The organism is Paenibacillus sp. cl130 (assembly GCF_900116035.1).
GTDB lineage: Bacteria > Bacillota > Bacilli > Paenibacillales > Paenibacillaceae > Paenibacillus > Paenibacillus polymyxa_B.
This window is the reverse complement of the sequence record NZ_FOYG01000004.1, coordinates 483,213-504,908: the sequence shown is the minus strand read 5'-3', so window position 1 is coordinate 504,908 and position 21,696 is coordinate 483,213. Positions and strand designations below refer to the sequence as shown.

The 21,696-nt window shown below is 47.2% G+C and carries 21 protein-coding genes; 8 read left to right on the top strand and 13 right to left on the bottom strand.

The window, feature by feature from the left end:
* Positions 1-23: 23 nt before the first annotated feature.
* Both BM358_RS14670 and BM358_RS14665 read left to right on the top strand, forming a co-directional pair.
* On the top strand, positions 24-749 hold the full coding sequence (locus BM358_RS14670; protein ID WP_028540720.1) for a hypothetical protein: 726 nt from the start codon (positions 24-26) through the stop codon (positions 747-749).
* An 84-nt stretch (positions 750-833) separates the two neighbouring features.
* A complete protein-coding gene (locus BM358_RS14665) occupies positions 834-1,382 on the top strand; it encodes a GNAT family N-acetyltransferase (protein ID WP_028540721.1) in 549 nt (182 codons plus the stop codon).
* A 97-nt stretch (positions 1,383-1,479) separates the two neighbouring features.
* Here BM358_RS14665 and BM358_RS14660 read toward each other — a convergent pair whose 3' ends face one another.
* The 13 genes from BM358_RS14660 to BM358_RS14595 all read right to left on the bottom strand — a co-directional run bounded on the left by BM358_RS14660 (position 1,480) and on the right by BM358_RS14595 (position 17,690).
* Entirely contained in the window at positions 1,480-1,974 is a 495-nt protein-coding gene (locus BM358_RS14660; RefSeq protein ID WP_023990744.1) for a GNAT family N-acetyltransferase, read from the bottom strand.
* Between the two features lie 104 nt (positions 1,975-2,078).
* A complete protein-coding gene (locus BM358_RS14655; RefSeq protein WP_028540722.1) occupies positions 2,079-3,329 on the bottom strand; it encodes an MFS transporter in 1,251 nt (416 codons plus the stop codon).
* A 46-nt stretch (positions 3,330-3,375) separates the two neighbouring features.
* Entirely contained in the window at positions 3,376-5,508 is a 2,133-nt protein-coding gene (locus BM358_RS14650) for a molybdopterin-containing oxidoreductase family protein (protein WP_028540723.1), read from the bottom strand.
* A gap of 373 nt (positions 5,509-5,881) precedes the next feature.
* Entirely contained in the window at positions 5,882-6,715 is an 834-nt protein-coding gene (locus BM358_RS14640; RefSeq protein WP_023990747.1) for a formate/nitrite transporter family protein, read from the bottom strand.
* A 388-nt stretch (positions 6,716-7,103) separates the two neighbouring features.
* A complete protein-coding gene (locus BM358_RS14635) occupies positions 7,104-8,465 on the bottom strand; it encodes an FAD-dependent oxidoreductase (RefSeq protein WP_013312369.1) in 1,362 nt (453 codons plus the stop codon).
* A 391-nt stretch (positions 8,466-8,856) separates the two neighbouring features.
* Positions 8,857-9,333 (bottom strand): glutathione peroxidase, encoded by a 477-nt coding sequence (locus BM358_RS14630; protein ID WP_023990749.1) that lies wholly within the window; start codon positions 9,331-9,333, stop codon positions 8,857-8,859.
* Between the two features lie 87 nt (positions 9,334-9,420).
* Entirely contained in the window at positions 9,421-10,224 is an 804-nt protein-coding gene (locus BM358_RS14625; protein ID WP_028540725.1) for a hypothetical protein, read from the bottom strand.
* Positions 10,225-10,236: 12 nt separating this feature from the next.
* Positions 10,237-11,130: an ABC transporter ATP-binding protein gene (locus BM358_RS14620; RefSeq protein ID WP_023990751.1), complete on the bottom strand. Its 894-nt coding sequence runs from the start codon at positions 11,128-11,130 to the stop codon at positions 10,237-10,239.
* A gap of 237 nt (positions 11,131-11,367) precedes the next feature.
* Positions 11,368-12,381, bottom strand: coding sequence for an LLM class flavin-dependent oxidoreductase (locus tag BM358_RS14615; RefSeq protein ID WP_028540726.1), 1,014 nt, complete (start codon positions 12,379-12,381; stop codon positions 11,368-11,370).
* A gap of 104 nt (positions 12,382-12,485) precedes the next feature.
* On the bottom strand, positions 12,486-13,649 hold the full coding sequence (locus BM358_RS14610) for an AI-2E family transporter (RefSeq protein WP_023990752.1): 1,164 nt from the start codon (positions 13,647-13,649) through the stop codon (positions 12,486-12,488).
* 150 nt (positions 13,650-13,799) lie between these two features.
* Positions 13,800-14,813 carry an LCP family protein gene (locus BM358_RS14605; protein WP_013312376.1) on the bottom strand — a complete coding sequence of 338 codons (1,014 nt, stop codon included), beginning with the start codon at positions 14,811-14,813 and terminating at the stop codon, positions 13,800-13,802.
* 91 nt (positions 14,814-14,904) lie between these two features.
* Complete coding sequence (locus BM358_RS14600) at positions 14,905-15,807, bottom strand: cation diffusion facilitator family transporter (protein WP_023990753.1); 903 nt, start codon at positions 15,805-15,807, stop codon at positions 14,905-14,907.
* Between the two features lie 209 nt (positions 15,808-16,016).
* Positions 16,017-17,690, bottom strand: coding sequence for a DEAD/DEAH box helicase (locus BM358_RS14595; RefSeq protein ID WP_091002031.1), 1,674 nt, complete (start codon positions 17,688-17,690; stop codon positions 16,017-16,019).
* A gap of 350 nt (positions 17,691-18,040) precedes the next feature.
* On the opposite strand from BM358_RS14595, the gene BM358_RS14590 reads away from it, so the two are divergent.
* The 6 genes from BM358_RS14590 (at position 18,041) to BM358_RS14565 (ending at position 21,694) form a co-directional block, all read left to right on the top strand.
* Positions 18,041-18,649 carry a hypothetical protein gene (locus BM358_RS14590; protein WP_231517145.1) on the top strand — a complete coding sequence of 203 codons (609 nt, stop codon included), beginning with the start codon at positions 18,041-18,043 and terminating at the stop codon, positions 18,647-18,649.
* Positions 18,650-18,688: 39 nt separating this feature from the next.
* The gene (locus tag BM358_RS14585; protein ID WP_028540729.1) at positions 18,689-19,333 is read left to right on the top strand and encodes an immunity 50 family protein; all 645 of its coding nucleotides are present in this window, start codon (positions 18,689-18,691) and stop codon (positions 19,331-19,333) included.
* Positions 19,326-19,733: a hypothetical protein gene (locus tag BM358_RS14580; protein ID WP_028540730.1), complete on the top strand. Its 408-nt coding sequence runs from the start codon at positions 19,326-19,328 to the stop codon at positions 19,731-19,733. The genes BM358_RS14585 and BM358_RS14580 overlap by 8 nt, the downstream gene beginning before the upstream one ends.
* Before the next feature lie 177 nt (positions 19,734-19,910).
* Entirely contained in the window at positions 19,911-20,540 is a 630-nt protein-coding gene (locus BM358_RS14575; RefSeq protein WP_023990758.1) for a hypothetical protein, read from the top strand.
* 82 nt (positions 20,541-20,622) lie between these two features.
* Positions 20,623-21,150 carry an SMI1/KNR4 family protein gene (locus BM358_RS14570; RefSeq protein ID WP_049828352.1) on the top strand — a complete coding sequence of 176 codons (528 nt, stop codon included), beginning with the start codon at positions 20,623-20,625 and terminating at the stop codon, positions 21,148-21,150.
* A complete protein-coding gene (locus tag BM358_RS14565; protein WP_023990760.1) occupies positions 21,134-21,694 on the top strand; it encodes a hypothetical protein in 561 nt (186 codons plus the stop codon). Before BM358_RS14570 ends, BM358_RS14565 begins: the two co-directional genes overlap by 17 nt.
* Positions 21,695-21,696 lie beyond the last annotated feature (2 nt).

Below are 21,696 nucleotides of genomic sequence, written 5' to 3'. Positions count from 1 at the left end.
TGTCCGGAAAAGGAGACCCACCCGTGTTTAAGCTGCTCATTGTGATCCTGCTGTCTATGCTTTTGTCCTCTTCCGTCATGACTTCCGGCCATCCTTCACCGGACCCGGTGAACGAAACCGTACAATCTCGTCCGCTAGCCAGCGCTCCAGAAGACTCATCCGTCCGCTTATATGCTGTTAATCCGTCACAGGGATTATTCCATTCGGCTGTACTGGAAATCGGTCAGCAACTCCGCACATTCCGATGGTCGGGCTCGGCAGATATCTCCACCGCACCACAATTATATTACAGGGATGTGAACGGGGATGGTGTCCGTGAAGCCGTCGTAATCCTCACGCGTGCCTCGGGAACGGGTGTCGAATTGCAGGAGTTGCATATTGTTAACGCACGTACGATGGAAGAATATGCGGTCGAATCGGCAGCATATGCTGTGTCCCAGCGCGTACACAGCTCAGTGGAGCTACGTGATCACGACCGCCAGGTCCATATTGCTGTTACGATTGACGGTGCTACACATACGATGGACCCTAAAGCATCAGTATTTTACGATGATCCAGCCCAATTTACAAAGCATCTCGATTTTAGCTCTGTCGTAATGTATGATGCCGAACAACTTCCTCTGCAAGCCACTGTATCTGGCAGTGTATCCCCAAGCGAATTTGTAGGGGATTTGGATCTGAAATATGTATACGAGCATGAACGGTTCCGGGTGGGACCTATAGAATTTGAAGCTTCCTCTCCCTTTTGACGACTCTCGCAGAATAAGGTAGCATGGGATTAAATGCTAGACTGGCTGGTTTAGCGATTTTCCGAGTGAAAGAGGGGATCAATCATGTTTACATATGCGTTGGACGAACGCACAGTCCTTCGGCCGCTCACCAAGGAGCATGTGCAGCCTCTGTTTGAGCTGATCGAAATGTCCCGTGACCGCCTGCGTCAATGGCTTCCATGGGTAGACTCTACCACGGAAATCAGCCACACAGAGCAGTTCGTGCAGGGCGCCTTGAAACAAGCCGCAGAGAACGGTAGTCTGACCGCCGGAATTTGGATAGACAACGAGCTTGCTGGCATCATCAGCTACCATGAGATCAATTGGACTCACCGCTCCGTTAGCATCGGATACTGGCTTGGACACGGGTACGAAGGACAAGGTCTTATGACCAGCGCCTGCCGCGTATTCGTTGAATATGCTTTGATGGAGCTGGACTTGCATCGGGTCGAAATCCGTTGCGCAACTACGAACCGCCGCAGCCGCGGTATTCCAGAACGTTTGGGCTTTGTGCTCGAAGGCATTGTACGCGAAGCGGAATTGCTGCCCGACGGCTACATGAACCACGCAGTGTATGGTATGCTCCAAAATGAATGGAAGCAACTTCGGTAATATTGATGTACAACAACGCCGCAGACCTGATCAGGTCTGCGGCGTTGTTTGTTTAGGCCGGGCATAAAACCGAATATTACTATCTGTAGCCTCCCGCCTATTTTAAGAAATAGGCCATTAACACATCATCCACGAATTGGCCTGCTATGTAAAATTCCTCATGCAAACGTCCTTCAATCGCGAAACCGCTTTTTTCATAAAACATAAGGGCTTCCGTGTTGCATGAGAGTACACGCAAACTCAACTTGCGTATGCCCTCGGCAGCTGCAATGTCCTTCATGGAGTTCATGAGCGCCGTCCCAATACCTTTACGATGATAAGCTGGATGTACAGCTATATTTATTTCGAGTACATGACAATTACTAGCCAACAGCGTTGGAGAACGAAATCCAATATACCCGCAGAGTACTTCCTGTTCGATGGCGACCAGTTGAGAGCCTGGAGGCGTATTGCGCAGAAACTCTCCGCGCGACTTCCAGGACAGCGAAGCGGGAGCCGTGCGTTCATTCCATACCAATTCATCCAGCGCAATCAGATCAGGAGCATCCTTCATCTCCGAATGACGTATTGTCAAAGGTTGACTTGTAAACAATTCCTTTCAATCCTTCCTGTGAAGGCTTTCCTGAAGCAATAACTACAACCATTCGTCACTTATTGTACCATAATTACAGCATATTACTGCACTTTTATTAGGACTTAAGAACTGGGAGTATCTACCTTGGGTGTCGTAGTATCCAAAGTATCCGAATGATGCCGAAAACGGTTCAACCAGCTATGCAGGACGAAAAACAGGATCGACAACACCGCTACGCCTGATGCCAGCCAAAGTGTAGGCGGTAACCCACCGCCATCATACAACTTCCCCATAATATAAGGCCCCATTACCCGTCCGGCTGCGCCAATCCCCCCCACAAGCCCAATGTAAAAGGGTGCACCCCGACCTCCATGATCAGACAGGAATGCTGGAACCGCAGGTGCAATCAGCATTTCTCCCAGGGTCGCCAGAACCATAGCGAATATCATTCCAGTATAGTTCTGTGTGCCCAGCATGACAATATAAGCCGCCAAATAAAATCCTCCGGCCCATGTCATTTGCGCTGAAGCGTGATGAGCGTACAGTCGTTTTATCCAAAAAATAATGGGTTGTGCGGCAAAAATAAGGATACCATTCAGCGTCCATAGTAACCCATACATCGTTTTAGGCAAGCCCTGCTCAATAATATGGGGAGACACTCCTGTATTCCAGATCGAATTGCCGAACCATAAAAAAAGCGAGCCTAATCCCACAAAGAGATACAATCTGGTATCACGAAACAGCAAACGAGCTGGTATTTCCTCTCTTTTCTTCACGGACTTGCTGAGCTGTACTTCTCCCTCTTCCCGATCCACCCTACTTAGATAAGACCAGAAAAACCCGGCAAATACCGCAGAAGTCACCCCGTTCATCACAAAGCTGAGCTGATAGGAAAGGTCAGCCAGAACGCCACTCAATCCCGTACCCACTGCAACCCCAATATTGTTAGCGACATAAATAATATTAAACAGCTCTCCACGACGGTCAGCGAAACGAAAACCTACAAAGGCCTGAATCGCAGGCACAGATACGACATTAAAAAAGCCGATAAAGCCCATCATGATGACAAACGCTACCCAATGACCACTGGTAAATGGAAGCGTGAGAAGTCCCAGCGCGTTCATCGCCAGTGAGCCAACAATCAATTTTTTGGCTCCAATACGATGATAGAGGGCTCCGCCCAGCACTTGACCAAAAATTCCGCCCAGAGACTGCACTAAAATCGCAATCCCTGCATCTCCCATACTACGGTTCAGTTCGTCAAACACATACATGCTAACCAACGGCCACATCAGGGAACTTCCAGCAGAATTAATCAGGCTAGCAACGAGAAACACTTTCACTTCTTTCGGATAAGACTCCAACCATTTCATATCTTTTGTTTCTCCTTTTGCATCTGACGCCATAAATGGCATTATCTCATTGGCGCTTCACATTCACCACCGTTGAGAAGAAAGTAGCCCCCTGTCCCATATCCGACAGCCGATCAGAGGTTAACACATTGGCACGCTGTCTGCGTCCTTTGCCTTCCCACCATAATCCCTGGCTAATCACTGTACCGGGCAGCATCAGATCGGTGACTTTGGCTTTCAGCTCATACGTCCCCCGATCATTCCATACGGTAACCGGTTCCCCATCCGCGATGCCTCTTGTCTGAGCATCCTCCGGGTGAATTTGTAGCAAGGGCTCCCGCTCCAGCCGCTGATGCTTGGGTAAGTTAGCGAAAGTAGAATTCAGAAAATTATGGTTTGGCGGTGAAATAAACATTAATGGAAACCGCTCGTCCGCTTGCGGTCGATGCTCTCCATCATACCCTTCAATGAGCGGCACATATGAAGGCATCGCGGGCAGACCTGCTTGTTTCATTTTTTCCGAATATAGCTCAATCTTGCCTGAAGGCGTGGTTAGACGATCCAAATAAGTAGCCTTTGGCGACATATCGAGCTTTACAAAAGGTGACTTCTTTAAGGCTTCCAAGGTTACACCGTTGAGATAAGGGTTCGTTGGATTATCCAGCGCGCCTGCGATCATGTCCGCTTCACTTTCCGTAAAGGCAGCTTCGTCAAAGCCCATAGCCCGTCCGAGCAGGCTAAACAGCTCATAATTGCTTTTGCTTTCCCCGAGTGGAGCAATGACGGGTTCCTGCATCTGGACATAGTGATGCCAGTAGGATTTATATAGGTCTGTACCCTCAAAGGAAGACGCTGCAGGCAGCACAATATCGGCATAACGGGCCGTATCCGTAAGAAACAGGTCATGTACGACTGTGAACAAATCCTCTCGTTCAAATCCTTCAGTCACCCGTTCCGAATCGGGAGCTACAACTACCGGGTTACTGCAGTATACAAATAACGCCTTAATCGGCTGTTCCTTCTGTAGCAGCGCTTCTCCGATCCGGTTCATGTTGATCACCCGGGCATCCGGGTTCTGTCGCAGATCAGGACGCGCCAGATTGGCGCCGTTAAATTTGCCATAAGCGCCATTAGAGCGTGACGCTCCCCCGCCGTGCTTTAGCCATTGTCCAGTGAGCGCAGGCAAGCATGTAACCGCACGTACGTTCATACCGCCATTATCATGATGCTGAAGCCCATTACCTATATTGATATACGCTGCTCGCGCAGTTCCGTACATTTCCGCTAAACGGATAATATCTGCTTCCGGCACGCCGGTAATCCGCGAAACTCGCTCTGGTGTATATGTCTTAACATGCTCGCGCAGTTCCTCATGGCCTACCGTGTAGCGATGTAAAAATTCGTCGTCCGTCAGTCCCTGAGCGAACAGCACATTCATAACACCCAGCGCGAGCGCCGTATCCGTCCCCGGATATAACGGAATGAACCAATCCGCCCATTGCGCCGTCCGGTTGCGATGAACGTCAATAACGACCACCTTAGCACCCTTTTTACGTGCCTTCTCAGCCAAAACGACCTGATGCATGTTGGTGCTAATGACATTTCCACCCCACACAATAATGAGGTCTGCATCCTCCGTGTCCTCCGGGCTGGTGCCGCCCTTAAAGCCCATAACGGATGCCCAGCCTTCATTCCCAGCCACGCTGCAAATCGTCTGATTGAGTTGGCTTGAACCCAGCGCATTAAAAAATCGGCGATCCATTCCATCCACACTCAATACGCCCATATTGCCATAAAAGCTGTAGGGGAGAATAGATTCCGATCCATCCGTACGTATCAGCTCCTTGAACCGACCTGTAATGGTATCGACCGCTTCCTCCCAGCTAATTCGTTCAAACTTCCCTTCTCCTTTGGGGCCTATACGTTTCAACGGATAGAGCACCCGATCAGGATCATATACCCGCTCCGTCATATTGCGAACTTTGTTACAAATAGCGCCTTTGGTAATAGGATGATCCGGGTTCCCAGTGACCTTGACTATCTTTCCATTTTCCTTGTGAAGCAGGAGCCCACACGTATCCGGGCAATCTAACGGGCATACAGCCGGAAAAATACCGTCCTGCTGCTCCGTCATCCGCTGTCCCCTCTGTAAGTCTTGTTGAAGCGTGGCCTCAGGAGGCGCGCTATTGCGATGATCCATAGTGTTGATGCTCCTTTCCGTTACCGTTTCCAAAAATTACACTGATCTTATCATATCCACAGCTTTGGCCTATGGCAAGAGAAGGATTTTCCCACACAGCCGCTCTCCAAAATATTAAAAAAATCCGTCTGCTGCATAGAGCAAAACGGATTTTTTTAAGAATCATAATTTTTTTCGACATCCTGTTTCATCATATCTTACCGAGGGTAAAAGAGATCAAGGCATTATGGGACGAGAGCACACTCATCCTCCATGCCAAATCATGGACCACTCCCAAAAAAATCCGCCATGACAGGTTTCGTTCCCCCGGGCCTGTCATGGCGGATTTGCTTTGTTTATTGCTGTTTAAAGTGCCGTAATTAAGCAGGATCACTCAACGGATTTGATGTGCAACCGAAGAAGTGGTTGGAGATTCATTCACTGGATGTGCGTTGGCTTGAGGCTTTTTTAAATAGGCCAACCAGTAGGCTCCAGCCACAAACAGGCTACCTCCTACCAAATTCCCCAGCCAGACAGGAATGAAGTTCATAACATAATCTGCCCATGAAAAGTGGCCTGCAAAGATAGCCGCCGGAATGAGAAACATATTGGCAACAACGTGCTGAAATCCAATAGCGACAAAGGCCATGGTCGGGAACCAAATCCCCATAATTTTGCCGCCAATTGAGTCTGTGCTATAAGCCAGCCATACAGCCAGTGCTACGAGCCAGTTACATCCTATACCCGATATAAAAGACTGCAAAAAGCTTTCATGTAGCTTATGTCCTGCCATATCCACCACTTTGTCCAGGTAAGGGCCCGTTTCTGTCAAACCCAGCACATGGCCAAAGAAAAATGCAACGAATAACGCACCCGCAAAATTACTGAGCGTAATAATCGCCAAATTACGAAGCATGGCCCCTGTCTTAATCCGTCCTGCCCATCTCGCCAAAGGAACCGCCATCATATTGCCGGTCAGCAATTCTCCGCCGGCGATCAAAACTAATACCAGACCTACAGGGAACACCGCAGCTCCAATAAAGGTGGCAATGCTTCCCCATTCTTTAGGCGCACTTGCAATAACACGTATATCCAGCAAAAACCCGAGTGCAATAAATGCACCTGCCAAAAATCCCAGTACCACCGCCACAGTCCACGGGTTGTTCGCCTTGGCCACTCCTGTTTCCACCGTCTTTTCGGCAATTTGCCCCGGTTTATAGCTCGCCATATGTCCCCGCTCCTTTAATATCTTTTCACTAAAATGTTCTTCTTTCATATTTTATTTAAAATCAGTGATTATGTTTGTGAAAAAAATCACTTTATCAAGCATTAAAAAAACAGCCCTTGGAAAAAGGACTGTCTTTTCTGTATTATTACATCTACTGCGCTACTACGCGCTTTGCATTTAGTTGTATTCTTCCTTTTCAACTGCTCTCAAGAACCAAATAACTCCACCGAGGCCTACCAGCGCTACGACTACAAGAAAAAGGATATAAAACAAATCCATAAGCTACTTACCCCCTAATCCTTATGCTACTCTATATTGTACTATAAGGATTCGTCCATACGTCTCAGATTGTTGACAAACTTATGAACAATGTCACAGACAAACCGAATTATACAGTAACTGGGTTCCGTTCGGATATTGTAGGTAATGCTTGTAAACCTGCTGCGTTCAGGAAATTCCAAGGCTTGTTATAATGCGGCTGGAAGAAGAAATCGACAAAGGCCAACTGGTCAATGGTCATATGATTTTGAATGGCTACGGATAGCGTGTTAATGGATTGCGTCAAATCTACCTTCGACATAATTTGTGCCCCCAAAATTCTCCGTGTCTCCTGCTCATATACCACTTTCAGTAATACCTTTTCGGAGGTTGGCATAAATTCAGGCCGGTAGCTGTCTTCAATGGTTACAGCTTCTACAGTCATGCCTTCGTCCGTTGCCGCCGCTTCCGTCATGCCTGTTCCTGCAATATTGTCTTCGTAAATTTTGATACCCGAAGTTCCTTGGGTTCCCATGTAGGCAATGGTTGGTTGTACCAGATTACGTGCTACCAGCGTACCCATACGAACTGCGTTGGTTGCCAAAGGGATATAAGCCGTTTTGCCTGTCGGATTATAGCGGATTGCACAACTGTCACCTGCTGCAAACACATCCGGGCAGCTACTTTGCATATAGTTATCCACAATGATCGCACCGTTAGGCAACATATCTACCTGACCTTTGAGCAGATCCGTTTGAGGTCGGAAACCGATGCAGAGAATAACAAGCTCTGTTTCATATTCTCCTTTAGAGGTCACGACTTTACTTACCTTACCGTTCGTACCCTCAAAACGACTCACCGTCTCGCCAAGTACCAGCTTAATGCCATGTTCCTTCAGGGAACTTTCAATCCGGTCTGTATACTCATGGTCCAAATACTTATTCAATATACGATCAGCACTGTCGATCAGTGTTACATTTTTACCGTTCATTTGGAACGCTTCTACCAGTTCAACACCAATGTATCCTGCTCCGACGACTGTAATGTTCTGTACGTGCTGGGCTTTCTCAATGATATCATTCGAATGATTATAGTTTTTACAGAGCAAAATATGATCAAGTTCAATGCCTTCCAGCTTCGGAATAATGGGCCATGATCCTGTAGTCACAATTAATTTATCAAATGTGTCTGTAAATTCTTCACCTGTTTGGAGATTACGTGCATGCAGCGTCTTGCCTGCCGTATCCACACTCGTTACCTCATGAAGCATCTTGGTCTCTACACCCAAGTCAGCCAGTTGATCTGGAGACGAATAAAACAGTCCGTGCGGATCTTTGACGACACCACCTACGTACAGAGCAATACCACAAGATAAGAATGAAATATTATCATTACGCTCATAAACGGTAATTTCGGCATCTGGATAACATTTAGCTGTATTGACGATAGCTGCCGTGCCTGCGTGTGTACATCCGATAACTGCTACTTTCATGTTAAATTCCTCCTTGGTGTGTGGGCATAAAATGTATAATAATTGTGAATAGTTTCACGTAAACGGCTCGTTAGCGTTTGTGATTTATTTCACTTCATGCGCTTATTATAGTGTGATATTTTTCACATTACAATAGCTTTTTAAGATATTCACAATTTGTCCACATTTAAAAAAGAAAGGATATACGAGTTCAGTCGTTTGCTGAAATGTTTCTTTGCTCCATCCAGTTTTCCCTGTAAGCCTCCTGATTATGCCCTTGGAATCGACCTTCACATGATGCAACACACCTTAGACAAATGCATATGTAGAGAACAAAAAAGGTCCGTTTCCCGGAGACATTCCGGAAATCAGACCCTTTTTAAACATATACGTTGGAATTAAAGCGAAGCTACTATAGCAATTGCTCAATAGCTGCTTTCATCGCTTCTGGTGACTCCTTCGGTTCAAAACGACCCACAGGTACACCTTCACGATTCACAATGAATTTCGTGAAATTCCACTGAATTGTCCCATCTTCCTGTTCTCCAGGTTGTTGCTTTTTTAAATATTCAAACAGAGGCGCTGTATCCGGTCCGTTGACGTCCACTTTGGCGAATATCGGGAAACTAACCCCATAATTCAATTGGCAAAATTCAGCCGCTTCCTCGCTGCTGCCCGGCTCCTGACCGCCAAATTGGTTGCAAGGAAATCCTAATACAACTAATCCCCGATCCTTATATTCGTCATAAAGCTTTTGCAAATCCCCATATTGCGGGGTAAGTCCACATTTACTGGCGGTATTCGCAATAACCAGCACCTTACCGGTGTAAGTATCCAGAGAAACCTCCTGATTCGCTGGTGTTACGGCATTATGTGAATAGACAGACATACAGCATCCTCCTTCGTGTCGCTTGGTTTAGGTTACATAACCTATTTTAACCAAAACGTGACGGACATGCCAACATCCACAGTGACTTTACCGTGATGCCATCACTTCGAGTCTGCGTTCTTCGCGTTCGGAAGCGGACATTTTTGGGCAAGCATAACAATACCGCTGGCCTCCACCTGTCTTGTAATATTGGCAACAGGACGGTTTCATGTAGGTATTTTCACCGGGGCGGTAAGGATTGTCTAATTCAATGAGACGAACCGTAAACGGATTTCTTTTACGCCCGAATACCTCTCCCTCCAGCTCACGTGTCACATACATATAATCTTGTTCAAAGCGCTCCACATCCTGAGGATCAGTCAACGATGGCTGTACTCTATCCTTAAAATACAGCAATGTCAACGGAAACTGTCCCCACATTTGCCCAATAGATGCGCTCCCCACTGCAGCTATTGCCTCCAATATGGGCCGCATCTGCAAACTGTAAAAGTCACGTAACGCTTGCTGAGCCTGTCCGGAAGAATGGTCATCCCCATTGTTCCGCGTATTGTCCAGCTCTGTTAGGTCGATGACCTGGAGGCTAATAGAGGGATATTGACCTTCATAACAAATATGAAATCTGAGATTGGAAACGGACAGGTCCAGACGGCGTTCACACAGAGACACCATAAAATGCTGCGCAAACACGAGGCCACGCAACTGGTTCACAAAATAAACAGCTGCGGTCAAATCGTCTTCAGCACGCAGAAGATCGCTATAGTACTCCATTACAGAGCGGAGCTTCTCTGGTTCAAGCCATTCCGCCACTGGGCCGGAATATACTGCATCCTCCGGCGTGACTCTCACTATTTTCGCTAATTGCTCAAGCTGATTGTAATCCAGTGGTCTCATGGTATGTCCCCTTTAACCTCTTGCCGCTACTTGTGGTCTGGCATCACGTCGCTCGGCAACAGAACCCACGGGTTGCTTCTCTTCCACATTCATTTCCTTTACTGCTTGGCTTACCGCTGGCTGTCCAGCCAAAGCATATGGAAGACAGAGCGGTACACCCGTACGAGGATCTGTTACAATATCCGCCTCAATCCCAAACACCTCGCGCAGCACATCAGGAGACATAACCTCAGTTGGAGTTCCTACCGCCTCGGCCTTCCCTTTTTTGATCGCAATCATATGCTGAGCATACCGGGCCGCATGGTTCAAATCATGTACGACCATAACAATGGTGCGCTCCGCCGAAGTATTCAGATACTCTAGCAAATGCAGCACTTCCAGTTGATGCGCCATATCTAAAAATGTCGTCGGCTCATCCAGAAACAAAATATCCGTATCCTGCGCAAGCGCCATAGCAATCCAAGCACGCTGACGCTGACCGCCAGAAAGCTGATCAATCGGACGATCGTGGAACTCACTCATTCCCGTTACTTGAATGGCCCACTCTACCATTTTGCGATCTTCCGCTTTCATGGAACCAAAGCCTTTTTGATAGGGAAAACGTCCGTAAGATACCAGTTCCGTCACGGTTAATCCTTCCGGTGCAGTCGGATTTTGTGGCAAAATAGCCAGCTGTTTAGCTACTTCCCGGGTGGATTGCTTATGAATGGATTTACCGTCAAGCAGAACACTGCCGCCCTTAGGATTCATGATGCGAGCCATCGTCTTCAGAATGGTGGACTTGCCAGAACCATTTGCGCCCACCAAGGCTGTGATTTTCCCTTGCGGTATTTCTACGTTCAGATCTTCTACAATCAATCGATCTTCATAAGCAATATCCAGATTTGCCGTTTTCAGACGAAACATTTGGAATCATCCCTTTCCCTTATCCAATATATATAGTCACGGGCTTAACGCACGACTTTCATCAAAACTTCATTCTATCTTTATATAATAAAGATATTGATAATCATTATCAAGTGTTAACTGGTTTATTTCCTATATCATACAGTGCATATCATCCAATATTCCCTCAAAAAATTTAAAAAAAGATCACAGCTCCTCGAAGCTGTGATCTTTTAAATCCGGCGAATCGCATTATGACTATACAGAAGACAGTCCAAATGCTTCAGCCATGAGACGTATAGATTTCATTTTGGCATCAAAGTCGTGAATAATGCTCGCAACCATGATCTCCTGTGCATTATAGTCCTTACTTAATTGCTCAATCTGACGCTTCACCTGTTCGGGCGAACCGACCACCATACGTTTGCGATTCTCACGTATACGCATCCGGTCAAACGGCGTATACGGATACGCCAGTGCCTTTTCGACGGAAGGTGTTCCAGCGGAGCGCATTCCCTGCTCTAATAGTACAAGAGACAAGTCCATACTGGAAGCCAACCGATTCGCCTCCTCTTCGGTGTCCGCACAGATCGCAAATACGGCAACAAGCGAACGCGGTTGGTCACTATGCTGGGAAGGCTGGAAGCTTTCCTGGTATTCCTTCATAGCCCCTGTGCCGCCTTCACCGTTAATGAACTGCGCAAACGCAAAGCCCACGCCACGCTCGGCTGCCAGACCTGCGCTATCACCGCTGGAGCCGAGCAACCACATTTCCGGTACAGTTTCTATGAGCGGCATCGCCTGTAGCGAACCGAAACGGTGATCATTGCCTGTGCTGTCATGTAAATAAGCTAACAGGTCATCCAACTGCTCAGGGTATAGATCTACGCCACCTCGCATTTTGCCTTCTTGCAGTGCTCTGGTAGCAATGGGCATTCCTCCAGGCGCTCGTCCCAGACCCAGATCAATGCGTCCCGGATACAACCCCTCCAGCACACGAAAGTTTTCCGCTACTTTATAAGCGCTGTAATGAGGCAGCATCACACCACCCGACCCCACTCGAATGGTTGAAGTCCGGGCGGCCAGATGTGAAATCAGTACCTCCGGACTGGACCCTGCAAGATTTGCGGCAGAATGATGCTCTGATACCCAAAAGCGATGATAACCCAAGCGTTCCGCCTCTATAGCAAGCTCAGCGGTCTTTTGTAATGCCTGCGCATGCGTCATGCCTTCCGATACCGGAGATTGGTCAAGAATGCTGAGTTTTATCATAAAAGTCTGACCTTTCTATTTTGGAATAAGGATAGGCATTAATTATAGCACGCGTAGCCACAGTTACCCAAGAGGGGGCCATATCAATTTTATAGTGGAAAATTTTATTTCTCGTAAAGACTTGCGTTCTCTTTATCCGCCTCATAGAGATGCGAACGCTTTTTAAAGAAACTGTACAGATGTGTAACGATTACTTTCAAGACAGCATATCCCGGAACCGCCAGTACAATTCCCACCACACCAAACAAATTGCCTGCGGTCAGAATAACGAAGATAATCGTGATCGGATGTACTCGAAGAGATTTGCCCATAATTTGTGGAGAAATAAATTTACCCTCAATGAGCTGTACGACTGTCCATACGATAACCATCTTGAGCAGCATAATCGGTGAGGTGACCAAGGCTACAATTAACGCAGGTGTAATGGCAATAACGGGACCTAAGTAGGGGACAACGCTCGTAAAGGATGCAATGACTGCAAGCGTCAGAGAGTAGTCTAATCCAATGATTAGATAACCAATATACAACAGCGCCCCAATACAGAAGCTGACAATAATCTGCCCACGAATATAGGAACTGACCTGATGGTTCATTTCAGTCATAATGCGATCTGTTTCTTTACGAAACATAGGCGGGAGCATTTTCAGGATAAACTGTGGCAGCTTGTGTCCATCTTTTAGCAAGTAGAACAGAATAAATGGAACCGTGGCAATCGCAAGTACCGTTTCTGTAACCACGCCCAAGAAGCTGCCCACGCCCGTCCATGCATTATTAATAAAGCTAGATAACTTTTCAGAAGCTTTGGAGGCCAGCTCAGATGGATTAATTTGAATGGTGTTCTGGAACTGGTTTACAAAATCGCTGCCGATCAGTTTCTCGAATTGTCGTTGTACTTGCTCGCTATAGGCAGGGAAATTCTGGATAAGCCCCTGTATTTGATCGCGGATTACAGGTACCACCGATGTAACCACAATCGCAATAACCCCTATAATGAGCAAAAACAGTACAATAATGGAGTATATTCGTTTCACCTTATTACGCTCCAGTACATCAACCAACGGATTGAACAGATAGTACAAGACGCCGGATAAAATGACAGGGAGAATTATCGTTTTCAGCAGCACCATGACAGGTGTGAATATGTATGAAATTTTGGTAAGCACCAAGATATTCAAGCCGATCAGCAGCAGTACCAGCAGGAATAACACAAACTTGTTGTTCAGAAAAAACTTCTTGAATCGGTCTTTCCATGCCGGAGTTATTTCCACACCACATTCCCCTTCTCTTTACACAATTGAGTATACGTTCTTCATAGATACGATATATTTTTGGAACAAAATATACAAGGTTATACCCAAATACACACAAAAGCAAACAAAGTTGTACGTCATCGTACGAACTTCGCTTGCTTTCGAGGGTTATGGAGTATCATTTATCGTGGTTGCAGCATCCACCGTCGTGGTCACAGGTTTGTTCTCCTGTTCAAAAAGATTCTGTATGAAGCGCTTGAGCTTTCTTTCGTCCACACCCAACACCTGCGCACCCTTAATGGTTTCCCCGCGTACCAATTCATTTGGTGGGATTTGCTGCTTCGCTACTGTTGTTGCATCGATATTAAAGCCCAATGAAGCCAATTGCAGCATTTCCGTAGTACTGAGATTCGTTTCAATATAAGGAGAAATGCTATTTAAAATACTTGGCAGTTTGATTAGAGATGAGGTTGACTGAATTTTACCGCCAAGCTCGGTAATGAATTTGCGTTGCCGCTCCGTACGCGTAAAATCGGAAGTCGCATCATGACGGAAGCGTACATATTGCAAGGCTGTTTTACCGTCCATGTGCTGCATTCCCTTTTTCAAATCAATATCAAACTGGTGTTTATCTGCCTTGGAGGTATAGTGCATATCTTTTTCGACATCCAGGTCAATACCACCCACAGAATCAACCAACGCAATAAAGCCATTAAAATCAGTATATACATAATATTGAATCGGTATCCCCAACAGGTCGCTCACGGTCTGTCTGGTTAAATCCGGTCCACCGTAGGAAAAAGCAGCATTCAATCGACTTTGCCCATGACCTGGGATATTGACGTACGTATCACGAAGAATCGACATAAGTGTAGCCTTTTTCGTAACCGGATCAATAGAAGCAACCATAACGGAGTCAGAACGCCCTGAATCCTCTCCACGGGAGTCGCCGCCTAGCAGCAGAATATTCACTCTTTCTGTCCCATCCCATTCTGGTGGGAGCGATACCTCTACAGGTTGTACATTGGTTTGAGTTTGTGCCTGCGGTTTGAATTTCGAATCCTGTCCGGAAGCAACCGAAATTTGGTTCGTAAAATGATATATAGAATACGTATAATATCCGCCCACTAAAAGAACAGCCGCAGTCACAGAAATGCCTAACCATTTTAAAAATTTTCGCATATTTTCGGGTAACCTCGCTTTTATTCATCATCGTTCGGCTTTTAAAAGCATACCCTCCCTGCAAGTTATCTGTCAATTCGCGTCGTCTGTTCTAGTGGTCGTCTGGATACCATGGATTCAAATGGACAAGCACCTCATAAACCCGCGGTTCCTGCTTCATGACAGCCCCCTTAATCAGTCGGATAATATCGTGTCCCTGCTGAATCGTCAAAGAGGCATCCACTGAAGCGCGGATATCCACGATAATATAATGGCCGTGCTCACGGGCACGGATACGGTCAATACGTTGAACCTCGGCTACACTCAGTGCGGCTGCGGCGTAGCTTTCAATTTCCTCCGTGGCAATCGCTTTTTCCATAAGCACATCTATGGATTCACGGCCCATTTCCCACGCCAATTTCAGAACTAGCAATGCCACTACGAATCCCGCAATAGGGTCGCCGTAGGATAAGATTGAAATGCTCCAGTGCTCCCCAATCAGCCCCAAACCGATACCCAGTACAGCAGCCCCAGAGGCGTACACATCAGCGAGATGATCTTTTGCCGTTGCAATAAGACCCTGACTATTGGCCGCTCTCCCGATACGAATCGTGTAGATATACAACCACTGTTTCCAGAGCAAGGAAATAATGGCGGCCACCAATGCCAGTATATGCTCCTGTGGCATCGGTTCGAACAGTGCTGCAATCGAATGATAGCCGATAAATATGCCCGCTCCAAACAATATGACCGCCACCACGCTTGCACCGATCACTTCTGCTTTGCCGTGACCATAAGGATGATCCTCATCCGGCGGCTGGCTGGATATGCGCATCGCTCCCAGTGCCGTTGCAGAGGCAATCACGTCCCCGGCATTATGCACACCATCGGCCACCAGCACCTTGCTGTTGAACATAAGTCCTGTAATAATTTTAATGCCGGTTAATAGGATGTTGCTAATCAGGCTGATCCATGCTGAGACCATGGCGCGCTTGCCCATATCCTGTTCCTGCATGATGTATAACCCCTCCAAATTTATCTTTTGAAAAATGTATCCTGAACGCTGATCATTTATTTCAAGGTAGCTCCGCTGATCATGTCATCTTATGGTGCTGCTCCTTCAAGCGTTATGGGTGAAGATTACAATAGCCCCGGAAGATGAGCCTCCCCGGGGCTATTATGATAACCATAGTGGAGTATTCTATGAGAATACTCCTGTTTTATCTATCTGGACCGTCCGCGACGGCCGCCTTGTCCTTGACCACCACGCGGGCCGCCTTTGGCTTGTCCACCACGCTCGCTGCTTTGTCCTGCCGAGCGACCTTGGCCTCCGCGTGCAGAACCGCCGCTGCTGCGGTCATATCCACCACGCTCGCTGCTTTGCCCTACCGAGCGGCCTTGGCCTCCGCGTGCGGAACCGCCGCTACTGCGGTCATATCCGCCACGCTCGCTGCTTTGCCCTGCCGAGCGGCCTTGGCCTCCGCGTGCGGAACCGCCGCCGCTGCTGCGGTCATATCCGCCACGCTCGCTGCTTTGTCCTGCCGAGCGGCCTTGGCCTCCGCGTGCAGAACCACTGCTGCTGCGGTCATATCCGCCACGCTCGCTGCTGCCGCGGCTAGAACGACGTTCGCCGCCTGTGGCATCACGACGACCCACCTGTTCGCGGCCGCTGCCCCGGCGTCCGCCGCCGGAGTCGTTGCCGCCGTAGGAACGGCGGTCGTTTCTGCCCGAACGGCGTTCTCGACCCTGTCGATCAGCCGTATCGGAAGCAGGTCTACGCTGTCCGCCGCCCTCACTGCTGGTGAATGTGACGCCAGCAACTTTCTGGATGTTCCGAAGCTCTGGAACATCTCTTGGCGTAGCGAGCGTCACTGCCACGCCTTTGCCTCCGGCACGGCCGGTACGCCCGATGCGGTGGATGTAGCTTTCGGCATCCTGTGGCATGTCATAGTTAAAGACATGCGTGACGCCTTCTACATCTAGGCCGCGCGCAGCTACATCAGTCGCTACGAGCAATTGGAGTTTCGCTTCACGGAACGCCTTCATCACTTGCTCCCGCTTGTTCTGGGACAAATCTCCGTGAAGCTCACCGCTCTCAAAGCCCATCTCTTGCAGCTCTTCGTTCAGTTTGGCAGCCCGGCGCTTCGTACGGCAGAAAATAACAGCCAAGTACGGACGATCCGTATTCAGCATATCCACCAATGCCTGTTGCTTACCACGGTCTGTTGTTTGCACAACGACCTGACGGATTTGGCTCACCGGAACGGAAGAAGCGGATTTCACTTTGACATCTACGGGTTCGTTCATATATACACGAGCCAGCTTGCGAATACCAGCTGGCATCGTAGCGGAAAACAACATCGTCTGTCTCCGGTAAGGAACCTCCTGAAGAATCGTCTCCACATCGTTCAAAAAGCCCATGTGTAACATTTGGTCGGCTTCGTCCAGGACCAGCATTTTAATGCCACCCAGATCCAGCGTGCCACGTCTCAGGTGATCCAGCAGTCGCCCAGGTGTACCAATAATCAGTTGTGCGCCGCCTTTCAGTTTACGAAGCTGACGCTCTACGTCCTGTCCTCCATAAACAGCCAGTAATGACAAGCTTGGCTCTGTAGCGGCCAACGTGTTCGCTGCCTCTGTAATCTGGAGCGCCAGCTCACGCGTCGGTGCAATCACGAGCGCTTGTGGATGACGCTTGTCCAAATTCATTTTTTGCAAAATGGGTAGTAAGAACGCAATCGTCTTCCCGGTTCCCGTATGTGCCTCGGCGATAACATCCTGACCTTCCATCAACAGTGGAATCGACTCCTGCTGTACAGGAGTTGGGGATGAAATTCCCTGTTCTTTCAAGGCTTCTACCCAATGCTGCTCTACGCCTAATGCTGCAAAATTCTTCAAGTGGTATTCACTTCCCTTATCTGTATTCAATATGTGTCACGTAAAATAGGTTCATGTGCCATATGACATCTATCGTTCCATAGTTCAGAATTCCCATTTTTGTATCGGTTCTCATTCTACCCTTTTCAGGAAGGGAGCTTATCCGTTATCGTTGAATCTGTTCATGTAACCAACATACGGCCGCAATGCGGCTCAGGCCCGTTCCATCTATGACTTTCCTAGTATACGCGAAGTTGAACTGGTTTCCAAACGATTTTAATGAACAGTACCACAGTCAATGTAAAAGGTGAATTCGATCTTCATGTCATATATTATGGTATATGAATTGGTAATTCATGAATAAAGGATGGATGCTTGTGGTTAACAACCTGCATTATAATTTCATAATGACCGGTTCCTTGTCGGAGAAGCACACTTTGTTTGCCGAAGAGTGCTTTACTAACCTGTTCGATTGTTTTGAAACGCTCCTGAATATATCAGGAATCCGCAATGCCCGTGTGTCAGTCTATCAAGCCGGGGCTAAAAAGGCCAAACACGGTAAGATTCGCTGGGACAAGCAGGAGTTGCTTCGTATTGTAACTGATGATGAATTGATTCCGCTGATGCTAGCTATCGAGGCTCCCAGTATCAAATCATCCTATAACAAAGGGACAACGCCGGAAGTGTACATTCTTTTGTCCAATGACCCCATGTGCCAATCTTCTAATCATTGCGGCATGCTCGTTTCAATCCGTCAGGACGTTTATGAAAGTATCGACCAAGCAATCGTCGAAGACGTTATGATGAAGCTGAGCCAGTGGTTAAAGGCAAACAAGCTGCTACACAGCTCACGTAACTTTTATGCTGGCAGTAAAGCACGCGCTATTATGGATATTCTTCCATTTATGCTCGAACAGGATACCCCGGATATGAAGTATGTTTTTCAAACGTGGACTCCGTTCCCTTTACCACACACTTAAACAATCCGTCATACCATTTACCCCAGGAGGCTGCAATTTATGCAAATTCAAGTTCAAAAGGTTGAAAAAAAAGAGAACGAATATCTCATTCATTATCAAGCCGGGGGAGCGTTGCCGTTCGTTCCGCATGATATTGTTCTGATCCATGGCAAACAGTATTTTATAGGCACGATTTTGAAAGTAGAGCTGGAACAAGCCCTTGTACGTATCAATCCAGAATATGAAGACCAACTGGCAGGGTCCATCGGACTGGAACTGGCTTTCTCTCCAACCGTTTCTATTCAAGGAGCAGACAGCATTGTCGAGAAGCTCGGCTATTTCCCTCCCTTTCATTATGACCGAATTACAGCTGCTAATATGACGAAAGACCAGATTACGCTGACGATTGAGCTATCCTACGCTAGCGTGCTTGTCCCTAAATCACCGGATCTGGAGCCTTCGGCTGAGGCACCTGTAATCCCTGAAGCTCCAGTAAAAGACGTCCCACGCTATGCAGTGACTTTTACATTTCTGGAAACCAAAGAGCATGTATTAACTCCTGTAGAAACAGAAAACATCATCTTGCAGCTTGATTTCCGCTATGAAGAAGCAGACATGGTCGTTGATATCGATGCCTTGTCGGGACTGTCAGGTAGCTTTCTGTGCAGAGGTATCCGCGCAGAGATTAAGGAGCTGAATGAATAAACAGGAGGCTCGCAAGCTGTTACGTTGTCATTCTTTTATTCACGATGATCTGGAGCATCCCAAAATGCAAAACGGATTTCTAGGGATGCTCCGCCCCTTTCAGGGAGAACTGATCGAGGACAACTTCCATGAACTGATGACCATCATTGAAGTTCTCGCAGATGAGTTGGAGAAACCATCCGTAGAACGGGAGCTGATTGCCGCTCTGTGGGGGATATGTCAATATACACGGGCATGGGCATTGTATCCTGATAGTATGCTGCAGCGAAACAACCTGCTGACCGTAGAGCAGATCAACACCCTCGACGATTGGATTGATACGATCTCCTATGCGGTTATGGTGCTGCTGGAGGGTGGCGGACGGGAAGAAGCTTTATCGAACTACAGACATGAGAGTTGATCCGCAGTGATACATATATCTTAGTCAAGGAGGCCGCTTGTGCACTGCTTCGCGCACATAAAAGCATGCCTTTCGCACAACATGCTCTGAAGCAATTATCGCAGCATGAGAATTCGGTGCATCTGCCAAACGGGAGCTGTCCACATAATCGACAACCAAAGGAGAATCACTCTACTTATGCGTGTAAGAATATTTATATTCATATTGATTATCGGGATTATATGTGTGCCTGCCTATTTCATCATGAGCAGCTTTGGATTATTTCAAAATGAAAAGGTGCTTGTACATTACAAGCTTGCCATTGAGGTAAAGGATAAAAAGTATGATGCCTGGCCTTTAATCAGCAGCTATACCGCTATAGATAAAAAAGGGGACAATCGTCAGCTCTACTATCAGGCGGAGGGCTCAGGCATAGAGTATCTGTTTCAACTGGCGTATGGACAATATGAACTCCGACCCTCCAAGGAAAATCCTTTTCTGGACGGGGGAGTCCACTACACCATGGACCATCCTGAGTATGTGCGTGAGGAAAAGCAGTATGAGAATGCTAACGACTACACGGAATTAACCCATTATTACAATCAGCAGGAACAGATTATTTATACCTATAATCCCAAAGCCAAGCTCGATAAAACATACGTCCGTTCCATCATCACCGCTGGGATGACTCGCACGACCGGTAGATCAAGCCGTGCGGTAAAGGATGACTATATCAATATCAGTAAGCTGTTTAAGGACAAGCTGGGAGTGAATGTGAAGGTAGATGTGGATGAGGACAACAAAATCGTCACCCTATCCATGACATGATCTCACAAACGATGCACCGCTGCGTCTTCTCATTTCCAAAAAGAGGTCTATGGTTTACTAGGATCAAGGAGGCTGGTTGTTGATGTCATTCGCAATTGAATCAGGGCTTTCGCCTGCCCAGATCGCGGCATTGGAGGAACAGATACAGCATATATTGCCCGCTGGCTATACACGTTTTCTTTCACAATATAACGGTTTTTATGTAGCCGCCCCTTTTTATTGCAATGTGCCCTTCGATCGCGTGGATAACGGAGACATTGATTTGACTTGTTTTTTCGGATATGAGGTATCCAACAAAAATCATGACCTTCTAGCGATTAATGATGAATTTCTGGATGAAATCAATCATGTCCAGAACGCTTTGTTGATTGGTGCAGATGCGGGCGACAATTTTTACGTTCTAATATGTAATGAATACACCCCGTATGTGTACTACTGGGACCGCACACATCTTCATGCTTATGATGACAAACTGAACTATGATATTGCAGAGCAGGACGAATGTGGACATTTGTATCTGGTGGCAACAGATTTTACAACGTTTTTTAATCAGGTAATTGAACGACTCAACGAGCAGAAAGGGAGGCCTACTGATGACAGAAATACATAACCCTAATTGGGGACCGGCTTATTTAGAAGGTTGGGTTGTACCCGAAAACCCAGAGGCATGGGTCGAGCAGGAGTGGACAGGTACGCTTCGTTCACAGGCAGGACATACGAAATTCCACATTTTTTATTATGGAGAACTTATGGACGAGCTGATCACTGGAACTGAATTTGCCCCCCAACTCATTATTGCAGAAGAGGCAGTCACAGGTGAACAGATCGTGATTTTTGACGGAACCCGCCATGGTTACGATGCTCTGCTATGCGAAGTTTATACCAAGGAACAGCAGAACAATCGTACTCCCCTGCTGCCCTATCTGGACGAAGATGGTGAAGATACTTTCGAGGTAAGCTTGACCGCTTTTTATAATGTTGATTGGGATGACGAGTTTGCAGACGATGTGGATGAGAATGGACAGTTAGAGCTGATCAACGGCGAACGATGCGATTTTGAAGATGCGAAGCGGAACGGCTATGATGCGATCAGCATTACGATTACCAACGCTAAAGGTCTAAAAACAGAGATCATTCAGGAAGAGCTGGCCTGACG